The organism is Roseateles sp. P5_B10 (assembly GCF_056400485.1).
Genome location: NZ_JBFULE010000012.1, coordinates 1 through 13,130 on the forward strand (window position 1 = coordinate 1; position 13,130 = coordinate 13,130).

Sequence of the window (13,130 nt, forward strand, 5' to 3'; positions counted from 1 at the left end):
CCGTCGTACCAGTCATTTCCACCTTAGCTCAGTTTGGTAGAGCGCCCGGCTGTTAACCGGGAGCGCGCGGGTTCGAGGCCAGCAGGTGGAGCCAGTCCATACCCTCGATAGCTCAACTGGCGAGAGCAACCGGCTTTTAACCGGAAGGCTGCGCGTTCAAATCGCGCTCGAGGGACCACTCATTGACTCCTTAATCCGTTCACTCAGTCGGTTAGAGCGACTCGTTCATGAGTTGCGAGTCGCCATCCAAACCCCGGCACGGGTTGTCAAAGTTGTGGCAACACCTCAGCCACCTCGCGCAGTTCTTGGGCCAGATCCCCATTCAACCAACCAAGGTCTGGATGACGGGCCAACGGATCGTTCGAGATGAACTGGCCATGAATCGCGGCCGGCAGCACTTGATGGTCTTACCAGCGGTGTGCGTAGCTCAGTTGGAAGAGCCCGGGATTGTGATTCCCGGAGGCATCGGTTCGAAACCGATCGCACACCCCAAGTCTCATCTCCCCACCCCGCCTGGCGGAATCAGGCAGACGCGCGAGCTTGAGGTGCTCGTGCCGTAAGGCGTGCAGGTTCGATCCCTGCGGCGGGGACCAAAGCCGGTTCGACAGAACCAAATCCCGCGCGAAATCGCGCCACCAACGCTGACCATCAGAAAGGAGGAACGCCCGATGCAGCACGAAGTTCTCCAACTCGACATCACCGGCCTCCCGCAGGCATGGATCTCGGTCGAGGAAGCTGTGGGCCATCTGGCTACCGATTCCGTGGTTTGGACTGTGGGTGAGGCGCCTCTGGCGGTGCTAAGAGGTGGCACCAACTCGCTGACTGGCCTGCAGTCGATCGTTGAAGTGCCGCCCATCATCGCGCTGAGAGGTGCCTCACGGATCAACCTGTTTGATCTGGTGCCCGTCTTCTCCAAGGTCAAGCTGCTTCGGCGCGACCGCCACACCTGCGCCTACTGCACGGAGCTGTTCGATGAACGTGAGTTGACGGTCGACCATATCGTCCCTGAGTCCCGGGGTGGACGCCTCACCTGGATGAACACGATCGCGGCCTGCCGCTCGTGCAATTCCTTGAAGGCCAACCGGACACCTGAGGAAGCCCGCATGCCGCTGTGCTTCATGCCGTATGTGCCAAGTCGACACGAAGACTTCCTGCTCAAGGGACGCAAGATCCGCGTGGACGTCCACGAGTGGCTGGCAGCTAAGCTGCCGCGAGGCTCGCGGCTCGCCTAACCGCAGCAGCAACACCTTTCAGCCTTTGCCCCTCCCGTTCGCGGTGAGGGGCTTTTTCATTTTGTCGTCCGAATTTGGTTGTGGGCACCCGCGGAACCCGCAACGAGATTTCCCGGATTCCACTGACCAGTTCTCGATCAATGCCGATCGCAGTTGCCGTGCAATGACAGCACGATCATCGCCGCGCAACACTGCGAATGTTTGGCCACCCGGTCTATAGGAGGCGTCAAGCCAGCGCCATGCCCAACGCTAGTGCCGCTTGCTAATCAAAGCATCGGCTGCGCTCCAGCCGACTCTCTGCTTCAGAGGCAATTGCTTCGAATATGGCGTCGAGGCGTTCAAATATGTCCCAGCGCGCGACTTGCAGTCTCATCGCGACCCCGTCGATGACCGCCAACTCAAGAGCCTCGTCTCGCTTGCCTTTCCACAACTTGTCGGCAAGCGCGACAGAGCGCTCCTCGAAAGTGACGCCCGACAGCTGCCACTTGGCATGAGTCACACAGCATCGCGCAACTCTTGGATCAACGCCGTGAGCCAGGAGTAGGTCTTGGCCCGCGCGCTCATGAATTGCGCCAGGCCCCTTCAGCTCCCCTGGATGCAGGATCTTTCCTGCATCGTGCACAGCTGCCCCCAGCTCAATCAAGTGGGAATCGAAATCCAGACCGAGAGATCGATACCCGTCAATCAGGTGATCAGCGGCCTCGCCGACCAGCTGCAGATGCAAGACGAGTCGCCGCGGCGCCCCGAGACCACGTAGCAACTCATACGCGTCCTGCCGTGAATTCAGCATCAGTAGAGCTCGCGTGCTACTTGTCCAGGATGCCGGGCCCGTATCGTGAAGCGCCGGCTTTCGCTGCCAAACGGCCCCCCGTTCAAGGGGCACCTATTGGACATATTCCGACCTGATCAGGTCGCCATCCAAAGGCGTGACGGTGCATCCACGCGTCGTCCCGAAGCGGGTGTCGGCGTTCTCGTGGCTGTCCACCACGGTGCCGCGTGCCCGCGCGTGTAGCGATAGCAGCGTATGCATGTCTGGTTTCACCATCTCATGGAGCGCGCGCAGCATCAACGACACGCCGGCCAGATTGCTCGCCACGCTGTTGGCGAAGCGCGGATGCTCTTGCAATGCAATGTCCGCCCACAACACCTCGCGCCGTTGCAGGTCCAGCACAAGCGGCAGGCTAATGTGCGCGTCGGAAGCCAGGTCTACACGATCCACCACGGTGCGAGCCTCGAAAGGTTCGCCAGAGTTCAGGTTCATGCGGGACATCCAGCCCGCGAAACACTCCGGGAGATCACAGTAGGCTTGGCCCGAGTAGCTGTTGACGCACATCACCACGAACCGCACGCCGCGGGCGCGCAGCATCTGCAGGTCCAGATCAATGAACTCGGCCGCGCCCTTCGGGGCATCGACGATGTCGCCGCTGTGGTGCGCACCCCAGCTGCGCAGGTTGTAGAACGCGACCGTGTCCATGTAGCGGTAGTCATCGCCGTACAGCACCACGGAGAGGTCGATGTCCACCCGCGACCGGTCGTTCATCCACCAAAGGAAGAGCCGGATGAAGCCGCCGTCGGGCACGGGAATGCGACTGCCACGCGCAAAGGTGCGCAGCGTCTTGGACGCTGCGCGTTGTGCCAACGGCACGACGTAGCTCGCCAACGCCGGATCCACGTAGCAGCGTCCCAAAGGCGGCAACTGCGCGAAGCGCGCCAACAGCGCCTCCTCGCAACCCTGCACCACCTGTTGCGCGATGCGCTCGTCGATGGCTGCGCGGCGGTCCCGCAGCGCGAACACCTTGGCAACATCGCCCTTGGGAAAGAACACGCGCAGCCGCCCTTTTTCAGCGCGCACCTTGAAATGCGCGAGCACCTGCAGCAGCACGGCAGTCGACACGCGCGGCGCCAACTCGGCAAAGCGTTTCAGCAGCGCCTTGGGCTCGCCGCTCTTGCGTAGCAGTACGTCCAGCCGGCGAGCGTATTCACCCGGGCGCGCCTCCAACGCTTGCGCCGCACCGGCAACGTCGCCTGTGATCAAGGCTAGCTCCACGCGGCTGTTGAAGCTCGTGAAGGGCAAGCCGTCGCGGATCACCGTAAATGCTGCAGCCGTCTTCGGGTAGCGCTCGGCGTGCTCTCCCGGATGCAGTCGCTCGCCCAGGCGCTTGAATTGCTCCACGCGGCGACGCATGTCTTCCGTCAGGCCGCCGCAGCCCTCTAGCAGGGCGAGCAGCAGCCGACGTTGACGGCGCGGGAAGCGGGCGAAGCGCGAAGGCGCAGCCAGCGACACATCGCCGCCGGACAAGCCCGCGGCCAGGCGCAGCACGTCGGTCGCAGTGCGGAAATGCGTTTCGACGAAGCGCTGCGTGCGCTCGTCCTCCCCCACATGCAACACCAGTTGGGCGCCCAGCAAGGCCAGGTTCTCCTTGAACGGAAACTTCGCTGGCAGCAGGCGAAACACATCGGCTCGGTACTGACGCACGAACCAGGTCAGGTCGGCCTGCTCCTGTACAGACAGAGATGCAGCCGATCCCGCAAGCCGCGTGCAGATGGACTCAAAGTCCTCCACTGATCCCAGTTCCACAACGCGCGGGGAGCGGTTGTGCAGCAGCGGCGGGCGCTGCTCGTCCGTGGCCGGCAACCGGCGCAGGCTCACGTAGTGACTCACCGCGTCGAGGTACAGCTGCGCCTCCGTCAGCGCCATCACCTGCGTCGGAAAGCCGGGATGCAATGGCACGTGCTGGCGGTGCGCGCCCACGAGCTTGCGCATCTCCTGCGTCGCCTCGCGCAGAAGTCGCGCTACTTCCTCGGGTGTCAGTGTGGACAGGCGCGAAACCACTTCATCGGCCAGCACGAAGCCCAGCGGCTCAAGCTCCTTGAGCATCGTCGCCATCTGCTGTGGCGTGACGCCGCCCGTTCCCGGGTGCACATGCAGCCGCGATCGACGGCGCAGGTAGATCTCGTTCATCGTCTCCTCCCTGGAAACAAGATCGCCTGCCAGAGGCAGGCGATGAGCGGAAAGCGGGGGCCCTAGGTTCAGATGTTTTAGAAGGAAGGACCCCCATAGCCGCTCGAAAACAATATCTCAGTCGCAATAGCTCCTACAACAGGGATTGCCCGACTGATGGGTCAGCAACCTGCACCTTGACTGAGAAGCCGCCAGCGATTGCCGCGGTTGAGAACTTCACCGGCAAAAACCGCTCGATCACGTCGAAGTTCGTTGTTGCATGAGGCGTCAGCTCCGTACAGGTGTACGACGCCTCGCCCCCACGCCGCCACACGGCAAGCGCTAGTGGTAGTGCCCACTGGTCGGCCAGATGAGGCCCGAGCACGGCTTCGCTGACTTGGTATGCCCGCACCTCGCGCACGACATCGCGCGCGACCTGCTCGGAGCTGACGCCCTTCTCGCCAAACCCGGTGACGACCTCGCAGACGTTCTCGTAAACCAGCGTCGCCAGAAGCGCGTTGCCCGGCCCTTCGTTCTGGCGGCTGGCTGCCTCGCGCAGCTGATCGTCACTCCAGCCGAGGTCCGCGCCCAGTTGCTGCAGCTCACGCCGAGCCACCGAGCGCGGCAGCGCCGGGGCAAAGCATTCGGCGTAGCTCTCAAGCCTGGCGCCGCGTTCATTCAAATCGAAAGCCTGCAGCCGGTCGCCGGCGGGCCAGATCTTGACTTCGATCTCGCCTCCGCCGGCCGGGTAGAAGCCCAAGCGACGCAGTTCGAGTTCGACCTCCGCGCCGAGCTTGCGCAGCAGCGGCGCGTAGCTGCGCTCCAGGAAATGGAACGGCGGCGCCATGGGGTTGTGGGTTCCGCCCCCGAGCTTCAACTGGCTGGGTTCATCGGCCAGCATCAATGCCGGCCAGACGGTCTGCAGCACGAGCGTGCAGCTACCCGCCGTTCCGACATTGAAGGTGTAGTCGCCCGCGCGCACCCGGCCTGGCGTGAACGTCAGGGACTGCGAATTCAGCTCGGCGCCCTGGACCTCTACGCCGCAGATCTCGGCCGCGGCGTTCACGCAGGTCAGGTGCTGGCGCATCAGGCCCGGCTTGGCGCGACCCGCGCGAATCTTGTTCAGCGCGAAGGGCTGGCCCGTGCACATGGACAGGGCCAGTGAAGTCCGCAGGATTTGCCCTCCGCCCTCGCCGACGGAGCCGTCAATTTCGATCATGTCTTTCTCTTCTTGTTCTGATGTGGGTGAGGGCACGGGCCCTCACCCATCTATCCCTTCACGCACACGACCTGCTTCAGGGTGTGCACCACCTCCACCAGGTCGCTCTGTGCGGCCATGACGGCGTCGATGTCCTTGTAGGCCATCGGGATCTCGTCGATGACGTCGGCGTCCTTGCGGCACTCGACGCCCTCGGTCGCCTTGACCTGGTCCTCGACCGTGAACATCTTCTTGGCCTTGGTGCGGCTCATCACGCGACCCGCGCCGTGGCTGCAGCTCTCGAAGCTCTCCGGGTTGCCCAGGCCACGAACGATGTAGCTGCGCGCACCCATGCTGCCCGGGATGATGCCCATCTCGCCGCGCTTGGCGCTCACCGCGCCCTTGCGGGTTACGAACACGTCCTGCCCGAAGTGGCGCTCCTGCTGCACATAGTTGTGATGGCAGTTCACCGCCTCGACGTGAGCCTCGAAGGGCTTGGCGATGACCGAGCGCACGGTGGCGATCAGGTTGGTCATCATCACTTCGCGGTTCTTCATTGCGAACTTCTGAGCCCAGGACACGCCGCGCACGTAGTCGCCGAAGTACTGGGCGCCTTCCTCGAAGTAGGCCAGGTCCTTGTCCGGCAGATTGCGCATGTTGCGCTCGGCGTCCTTCTTGGCCAGCTCGATGAAGTGCGTACCGATGGCGTTGCCCACGCCGCGCGAGCCCGAGTGCAGCATGAACCAGACGAAGCCAGCCTCGTCGAGGCACACCTCGATGAAGTGGTTGCCCGTGCCCAGCGTGCCCAGGTGTTTGCGGTTGTTCGTGTTCTTCAAGCGTGGGTGCAGCTCGCACAGCGCGTTGAACTCGTCGACCAGCGTGGCCCAGATCTGGTCCACCGTCTCGGGCGGGTTCTCCCAGCTACCGGGGTCACGGCCACGATGCTTGGGCGCCGAGCCGTGCGGCACGGCCTTCTCGATGGCCGAGCGCAGCGGGCCCAGGTTGTCGGGCAGGTCTTCAGCACGCAGCGTGGTCTTCGCAGCCATCATGCCGCAGCCGATGTCCACACCCACGGCAGCCGGAATGATGGCCTTCAGCGTCGGGATCACCGAACCGACGGTCGCACCGATACCCAGGTGCACGTCCGGCATGGCTGCGATGTGCTTGAAGACGATGGGCAGGCGAGCGGCGTTGGCGAGCTGCTTCTTGGCTTCGTCTTCCACGGGGACGCCCTTGGTCCACATCTTGATGGGCACGCCGCCTTCGGGTTGTTCGATGTTGTAGTTCATGGTGTTCTCTTCGGAATTTGTTGGTGGACGCGACGGGATTCGAACCCGCATCAATGCAGCAACCACGGTTTCTAGGCCAGTGGCATCGTCGGCGATTGGAAACGCGCGCCAGTGACGACCCGTCATCGGAGCCGGCACCTGCATCCTCAACCGTGCTCGCCGACCAACTTGCCTGCTGCACCTGGTGCTACCCAGGCTGCCGGCATGTCAATCATTTTTGGCAGTGGCGCTCCCTTCTGTGCCAGCGCGCCCGAAATCAAAGGTGATGCCCTGCCGCGACAAGGAGTAGTGAAACGTCGTGCTCTACCACTGAGCTACGGTCCCCCTGATTTGGGACCGGCGGGACTCGAACCCGCGACCACGAGATTAAAAGTCTGTAGTTCCACCTGCATTCGCAGCAAGGCATCTCAAAAAAGCGCGACAAGAGGGGCAAGACACTGCCATGCCGGTTTCCCGGTTGAGGATTCGAACCCCCGGCGTTCCAGATGTAGTCCTGCCAGCATTCGCGCAAAACCTGGTGGCCCCCGCGTGGCGACAAACAGTCGGTGAGACACGTTTTGGATGTAGTCCCACCTGCATTCGCCACGCGACGACGCGTGTTCTGTTGTGAGGTTGGTGTCCCAGGCGACGAGAGTTGCAAGAGCGGCCTACGGGTTCTCCGTTGCGGGCTTGCGGGCCCGCGCGACCAAGTTGCGCTGTACTCCTGCAGGCATTCGCCTGGGACACCTTCCAATTGGCGGTGTCGTGGCCCTACTGGGCGGCCAACGACACCTTTTCGATTTCACCGACCCAGTGCTCGGCGTCCATCTTGCCGGCGGCGAAGTTCGCCACCATGGTGAACACCGCATCCGAGAAGCCGCCGACATTCAGGATGTCGTGCCGCTCCGCCGCCTGCGTGGTCGCCGTCGGCTGGATGTCGATGCAGACCAGGCGCGCCTTCGGGTTGCGCTGCTTCAGCACTTCCCACTCGCGCAGGGTCTGCGTCGCACCGCGCCGGTTGGCGTCGACCCAGGACTCGTTGTCCGAGACCAGGATCACCAGGTCCACCTCGGCACCCTGCCGGTTCAGCAGAGCCAGCGGCGCGCTGCAGTTGGTACCGCCGCCACCGATCTTGGCCAGCGCCTGGGCGTTGGTCATGACCGAGTCACGAGCGTTCAGCGACAGCTTCACCACATCCTGTTCGAACGGCAGCACACGGGCCTGCGGGTTCTTGCGCAGCACCGCAGCAGCTACCAGGGCAGCCACGTCGATGCAACGCACGCTGGAGGTCGCCGAGCCGCGATAACCGGTCACGGACGAGCTCATAGAGCCCGACACGTCAGGGCACACCACGACACGACCCGCCAGGCTGGGCGCGTTGACCAGCGCCAGTTCCATCGCATCCTGCAGCGCATCGCGAACCTGGGCAGGCACCGACTCGCCGGTCGCCATGAAGGCGGACATCAGCTGATACGGCATCACCCGCGCCTTGGCCACGGCTTGCGCATCGCTCAGCTTGGCGGCCACCGCCTCGGCCATGCCGGGGAGGTTGAAGACGCCATGCCGGGCGAAGGTGTTCAGGTTCTGACGCACCATCTGCCACGAGCCCGAGCGAGCGATCTGTGCCCATTGCGCCGCGTTCAGCTCCAGCGCGGTCAGCATCTGAAACGGCACGTCCGGCACTTCGGCGGGCACGCCTTGGGCGATGTCACGCTTGAAGCGCTCGAACGCCTGGGTGATGGGCGGCAGTGCCGCTTCATCGACCGGCTTGCCGATCAGCCATGCAAACCACGCCGCACGCCACGCCTCAGCGGGCTTCGGGTGAACCATCTTGACCACGTCCGCCAGCGAAGGCGTGTTGCCCACAGCTGCGTTCAGCAGTTGCTTCTCGGAGGCCGTCAGCAGCCAGTGCTGAACCAGCTTCTTCGGGCGGGAACCCAGCGACTTGCGACCCACGGCACCGCTGCGCAGGATCTGCACGAAGTTGCGCAGCATCTTGCCGTTGTCGACGACGCGAGAGAACACCTGGTTCAACAGCGCGACGTCGCTCACGGCCAAGCTGGCCGCCAGCAGACCCGGCATGTCCTTCATGTGGCCGGATTGGCGGCCGTAGATCGCGGTCTTGGCGACGAAGGCGGGCTCGAGCTTCTGGGCCAATGCCAGCACTTGGTCGAGTTGATTCTCGGCGTTGGCGTAGAAGGTCTGGCTCAGGCAACCGGTGGCTGCCAGCTGCGCCAGCTGATGGCGGGGGCCGAAGGCGTAGGCCGGAGCTTGGTGAGCGTTGCGCGCCGTGGCGGTGGGCAGCAGGGCGCCTTTGATCGTGTGGAAGAGCTGCGTGTTGACCATGAGGTTCTCCTCTTTTGCATTCAACTTGTTGTTCGTGCTCTTCTTATTGCAATGGGCGTGCCAGCCGACGGTTCATTCGGTGCCGAAGCGGGTAAGTTATTGATTTGCCTAGAAGAATAGCGGCGGCGAGCGCTTCCCGCGTTCTTCACTCTTTCTCAGGGTCGCGGCAAACTAGAATCTTTGCTAGTTAAATATTATTTTAGATATGGCAAAGAAGAAGGTTGTCATCGGCTTCATGGGCACCCAGTTGGACTCAGGTCAAGGCGCCGGCCGCTGGGAGAAGTGGCGGCCGACGATCTCGTTGGTTCAGCATGAAGACACGCTGATAGATCGGATCGAGCTGCTCTACTCGACGAGACACGAGGCGCTGGCCCACATCCTGGCAACCGACATCGCCAACGTGTCGCCGGACACGGCCGTGAACTTGGTGCCCATGGACGTCGCTGACCCGTGGGACTTCGGGGAGATGTACGCCGCTCTGTATGACTGGGCGCGCAGCTATCGCTTCGATCCGGCGCACGAGGAGTACTGGGCGCACATCACAACCGGCACGCACGTCGCCCAGATCTGCATGTTCTTGATGGTCGAGTCGCGCTTCATCCCTGGCGTGCTGCTGCAGACCGCACCGCCCAAGAAGCAGCAGCGAGACAACCCAGGCAGCTACGCGCTGATCGACTTGGACCTGTCTCGTTACGACGTGCTGGCGCAGCGCTTCAACCAGGCGCACGCCGAGGCGCTGGAGTTTCTGAAGAGCGGCATACCGACGCGGAACCAGCGCTTCAATGCGCTCATCGAGGAGATCGAGCGTGTGGCCGTGCGGTCGCAAGCCCCGATCCTGTTGACCGGCCCGACGGGCGCCGGCAAGTCGCACCTGGCGCGGCGCATGTTCGAGCTGAAGAAGTCGAGGCATCAGGTGCAGGGTGACTTCGTCGAGGTCAACTGCGCGACGCTGCGGGGCGACAGCGCTGCGTCCACCCTGTTCGGTCACAAGAAAGGCGCGTTCACCGGCGCCGCCGCGGACCGCGCCGGCCTGCTGCGCACCGCGCACCAGGGCGTCCTGTTCCTCGACGAGATCGGCGAGCTCGGCCTGGACGAGCAAGCCATGCTGCTCAAGGCCGTGGAAGAGAAGCGCTTCTTTCCTATGGGAAGCGACCGTGAGGTCAGCAGCGACTTCCAGCTGATCGCCGGCACGAACCGCGACCTCCGCATCGACGTCGCGCAGGGCCGGTTTAGGGAAGATCTTTTCGCGCGCATCAACCTCTGGTCTTACACCCTGCCTGGGCTTGCTCAGCGTCCGGAGGACATCGAGCCCAATGTCGACCACCTGCTCGCCCGCTACGTGGCCGAATCAGGACGAGCCGTGCGGTTCAACGCCGAGGCCAAGGCAAGCTATCTGCAGTTCACCAAGTCCAGAGAGGCGCTCTGGACCGGCAACTTCCGTGACTTGATGGCCAGCGTGACGCGGATGGGGACGCTTGCGGATGGCGGGCGCATATCGACCAAGCTGGTCGAGGCTGAGATCCAGCGGCTTCGATGGCTCTGGCAGCGCGCCGATGAAGCCACAACGTCCGACGTTCGGCTCGACGACTTGATGCCTGATGGCGCCGAGCAGGAACTGGATCTTTTCGACCGGCTTCAACTCGAGGCCGTGCTGCGCGTATGCCAGCAATCGCAGAGCTTGTCCGACGCGGGTCGGCGGCTGTTTGATCAGTCGCGCAAGCAGCGCGCCGTGGTCAATGACGCGGACAGGCTGCGCAAGTACCTGCTGAAGTTCGGGATCACTTGGGAGGCGCTGCGGCGGCAATCCTGAGGCGGCCTCCCGAAGTCCGATCCAGCTATCGCAGCCGGAGCAGGTGGTCTCCATCGCCCTTCTTGACCTCGACGATGGTGTCCATGGCCTTCAGCATTTCACTGAAGCTTCCATAGCCGTGGCCTTTGAGGTCGAACGTTGAATCGAGCCGTTTGACCATGGGCCAAACATTGGCCTTGTGGACCCAAGCTTCACCCTTTGACTCAGCGAGCAGGCGGATGGCACGCCGCAACACGTCCGCTGCAGGATCAATCGCCGCTGGCACAGCCTCTTCTTCGGACGGCTGTATTGGCTGCTCTACGGGGGCTGGCTCAATGAGGGTGTCGTAGTAGCGGAACTCATGGCAGCTCTTTGCCCAGTGCTTGTTGGTGTTCTTGCGGTTGCCGACGCCTACCAATGTGCGACCCGCCGCCTTGATCTTCTGCGCGACGGGCATGAAGTCGCTGTCACCGCCAACGATGATGACCGTGCCGATGTGTCCGAAGCGGTTGATGTCCTCTGCGGCGTCCAGGCAGAGCTTGATGTCGGCGCCGTTCTTGGCCGACGCGCCGGGCGGAAACAGCTGGATCAACTCGACGGCGTTCTGTAGCAGCGCGTCTCGGTAGCGACCGAAGAACTGCCAGTTGCCGTAGGCGCGATTGATCGCCACTGGGCCGAAGGACGCCGCCAGTTCGACGACGGCCTGTACATCGACCAACGGCTCCTGCGCCCTGAAACGATTGTCCTGTTTGGCGTACGCCCCTTCGCCGTACTTGGCTTCGATCAACCCTGCATGTAGGTTCTCAAAATCCCAGTAGATGGCCACTGCGCGGCCGGCGACGTTTTCGTCGTTGCTCAAGGCATTCCCCCTGTCGATCTGCTGATGCTATCGAGAAAATCCTCCACCACACGACCCGACAAAGAGGGAGCGAGGATGAGCGTGGCGACCAAGAAGCGACCGTTTCGTAGCGATGCCAGCCTAGCCGCAGAACGGGAGGCGCGCGATGCGGTAGCGCCGTTCTTGAACAGTCGCGGCTACCGTGTTCTGGAAGACAAGGAAAACATCGCGGGCACCGCCATTGAGCAGTTCATCTCCGCGCTCACTCCCGAGGGCCAGCTCATCAAGATGCGCGTGCGGCTGTGCTGGCGCCGCGACGGTCGGAACTCCAGCGAGCAGAAGTACGCAGCCGCCCAGCTCCGCGCGCGTCTGATCGACGGCGACTGGGACGGCACGCTCCGCTTCATCCAGGAAAGGGATCGCGCGCATGACGTCACTCACAGCCTTTTCGTTCAACGGGATGCAGGCGCCTTTGCGATGGCAGCTCTGATCCCTTCCGAAGCACTGGCCGCGATCTGGCAGCGGCAGCGCGAAATCAGCGCGGATTTGCAACGCGATGGCCTGATGGGCCGCATCCGCAAGAACCACGCGACCAACGGATCGAGCCCCACGCTGTGGCTCCAGGATGACCGAACCACCGCTGCGCACCGCGTGGCTGATGCCTTGTGGGCATGGCCCGACGTCGTAGACCTGGTGAAGGTGGCTATGGTCACCCTGGCCGATTCAGACGATGACACTTTCGACGACTGCCCCGGCGTGGACTACGCTTCTCTCGGGGCTGACGGCGCAGCACGACGATTGGCCATGAGGTCTGAAGTCAAGCGGGATCACCGCGTCCGGCTGGCCGTGCTTAGGCGTGCTGCTGGATGTGAACGACCGTCATGCGGCGAGACCAGGCCCTATGCCGGCTTTCTCGATGTGCACCACATCCTTGGCGTGGAGAAGAGCGACCGAGTTTGGAACTGCGTCGCGCTGTGCCCCAACTGCCACCGCGAAGCGCACGTCTCGCCAACGGCCGAGGCTCTGAACGCAGAGCTCTTGGGCATCGCGCAGCGCTTCGCGCCGCATGCGGCGCCTCCCCCATCAGTGCACCGTTGAGCGAGATGGTGGTTCCAAAATCACCGCTCGGCGGGGCCCGCTTCCAGGCGCTTTCGGCGCTCGATGCTCCTGCGGACGACAGCAACTTCTCTGAAGGCGCCGCGCACCGCGCCGACCAGCGGCGCAAAGTAGAGGCGCAAGACGTCGAGGAAGATTTGCCTGTGGCTAAGCCGACGCATTTTTTCGTGGGGTGGATCTGTCAGCGGAGGATATGCCAGCGCCGGTTGCGCGTCACGTCGTGGTTGCGGCCCACCGCTGCCCGGCTCTGGGCGAAAAGTTCAACTTTGATCGCTACAGAAAACCGATAGTTCAAACTTAGATGAGACAGCGGTTCAAAGCACGCTGACCCGTGACGGGCTAAGCTATTGATTCATGATCGATTTTGAATCTCATGCTGAACGCGAACCGACAGTCGGTTTG

The 13,130-nt window shown here is 63.1% G+C and carries 10 protein-coding genes and 4 tRNA genes; 8 read left to right on the plus strand and 6 right to left on the minus strand.

The genetic code is table 11. From position 1 onward, the window contains the following. The first annotated feature begins 17 nt into the window (after nt 1-17). From AC1DU6_RS02045 to AC1DU6_RS02065, 5 genes are all read left to right on the plus strand, one after another. A tRNA-Asn gene (locus tag AC1DU6_RS02045) sits at nt 18-94 on the plus strand. A gap of 7 nt (nt 95-101) precedes the next feature. Beyond that, nucleotides 102-178 (plus strand) — tRNA-Lys (locus tag AC1DU6_RS02050). Nucleotides 179-416: 238 nt separating this feature from the next. Next, nucleotides 417-492, plus strand: a tRNA-His gene (locus tag AC1DU6_RS02055). Nucleotides 493-507: 15 nt separating this feature from the next. After that, a tRNA-Leu gene (locus AC1DU6_RS02060) sits at nt 508-593 on the plus strand. A gap of 75 nt (nt 594-668) precedes the next feature. Then, nucleotides 669-1,232: an HNH endonuclease gene (locus AC1DU6_RS02065; RefSeq protein ID WP_056199995.1), complete on the plus strand. Its 564-nt coding sequence runs from the start codon at nt 669-671 to the stop codon at nt 1,230-1,232. Nucleotides 1,233-1,494: 262 nt separating this feature from the next. Here the strand turns inward: AC1DU6_RS02065 and AC1DU6_RS02070 are convergent, their stop codons facing one another. The 5 genes from AC1DU6_RS02070 to AC1DU6_RS02090 all read right to left on the minus strand — a co-directional run bounded on the left by AC1DU6_RS02070 (nt 1,495) and on the right by AC1DU6_RS02090 (nt 8,985). Beyond that, nucleotides 1,495-1,956, minus strand: coding sequence for an HD domain-containing protein (locus AC1DU6_RS02070; protein ID WP_457325050.1), 462 nt, complete (start codon nt 1,954-1,956; stop codon nt 1,495-1,497). Between the two features lie 159 nt (nt 1,957-2,115). Further along, nucleotides 2,116-4,194: a TerD family protein gene (locus tag AC1DU6_RS02075; RefSeq protein WP_477855965.1), complete on the minus strand. Its 2,079-nt coding sequence runs from the start codon at nt 4,192-4,194 to the stop codon at nt 2,116-2,118. 133 nt (nt 4,195-4,327) lie between these two features. Continuing rightward, nucleotides 4,328-5,392 (minus strand): RNA 3'-terminal phosphate cyclase, encoded by a 1,065-nt coding sequence (gene rtcA / locus AC1DU6_RS02080; protein WP_477855966.1) that lies wholly within the window; start codon nt 5,390-5,392, stop codon nt 4,328-4,330. Nucleotides 5,393-5,442: 50 nt separating this feature from the next. Further along, the gene (locus AC1DU6_RS02085) at nt 5,443-6,660 is read right to left on the minus strand and encodes an RtcB family protein (RefSeq protein ID WP_457323901.1); all 1,218 of its coding nucleotides are present in this window, start codon (nt 6,658-6,660) and stop codon (nt 5,443-5,445) included. Between the two features lie 750 nt (nt 6,661-7,410). Beyond that, a complete protein-coding gene (locus AC1DU6_RS02090; protein WP_477855967.1) occupies nt 7,411-8,985 on the minus strand; it encodes a vWA domain-containing protein in 1,575 nt (524 codons plus the stop codon). Between the two features lie 205 nt (nt 8,986-9,190). On the opposite strand from AC1DU6_RS02090, the gene rtcR reads away from it, so the two are divergent. Then, on the plus strand, nt 9,191-10,795 hold the full coding sequence (gene rtcR / locus AC1DU6_RS02095; protein WP_477855968.1) for an RNA repair transcriptional activator RtcR: 1,605 nt from the start codon (nt 9,191-9,193) through the stop codon (nt 10,793-10,795). 25 nt (nt 10,796-10,820) lie between these two features. Here the strand turns inward: rtcR and AC1DU6_RS02100 are convergent, their stop codons facing one another. After that, the gene (locus tag AC1DU6_RS02100) at nt 10,821-11,633 is read right to left on the minus strand and encodes an NYN domain-containing protein (protein ID WP_457323904.1); all 813 of its coding nucleotides are present in this window, start codon (nt 11,631-11,633) and stop codon (nt 10,821-10,823) included. A 75-nt stretch (nt 11,634-11,708) separates the two neighbouring features. Between AC1DU6_RS02100 and AC1DU6_RS02105 the strand changes: the two genes are divergently transcribed. Together AC1DU6_RS02105 and AC1DU6_RS02110 are read left to right on the plus strand one after the other, a co-directional pair. Further along, the gene (locus tag AC1DU6_RS02105) at nt 11,709-12,710 is read left to right on the plus strand and encodes an HNH endonuclease (RefSeq protein ID WP_457323905.1); all 1,002 of its coding nucleotides are present in this window, start codon (nt 11,709-11,711) and stop codon (nt 12,708-12,710) included. Next, a complete protein-coding gene (locus AC1DU6_RS02110) occupies nt 12,707-13,018 on the plus strand; it encodes a hypothetical protein (protein ID WP_457323906.1) in 312 nt (103 codons plus the stop codon). Before AC1DU6_RS02105 ends, AC1DU6_RS02110 begins: the two co-directional genes overlap by 4 nt. The last annotated feature ends 112 nt before the right edge of the window (nt 13,019-13,130 follow it).

Bases quoted from the DNA above. Each gene is read 5' to 3' on its own strand.
- AC1DU6_RS02065 (WP_056199995.1), top strand. From the start codon at position 669: ATGCAGCACGAAGTTCTCCAACTCGACATCACCGGCCTCCCGCAGGCA.
- AC1DU6_RS02075 (WP_477855965.1), bottom strand. From the start codon at position 4,194: ATGAACGAGATCTACCTGCGCCGTCGATCGCGGCTGCATGTGCACCCG.
- rtcA (WP_477855966.1), bottom strand. From the start codon at position 5,392: ATGATCGAAATTGACGGCTCCGTCGGCGAGGGCGGAGGGCAAATCCTG.
- AC1DU6_RS02085 (WP_457323901.1), bottom strand. From the start codon at position 6,660: ATGAACTACAACATCGAACAACCCGAAGGCGGCGTGCCCATCAAGATG.
- AC1DU6_RS02090 (WP_477855967.1), bottom strand. From the start codon at position 8,985: ATGGTCAACACGCAGCTCTTCCACACGATCAAAGGCGCCCTGCTGCCC.
- rtcR (WP_477855968.1), top strand. From the start codon at position 9,191: ATGGCAAAGAAGAAGGTTGTCATCGGCTTCATGGGCACCCAGTTGGAC.
- AC1DU6_RS02105 (WP_457323905.1), top strand. From the start codon at position 11,709: ATGAGCGTGGCGACCAAGAAGCGACCGTTTCGTAGCGATGCCAGCCTA.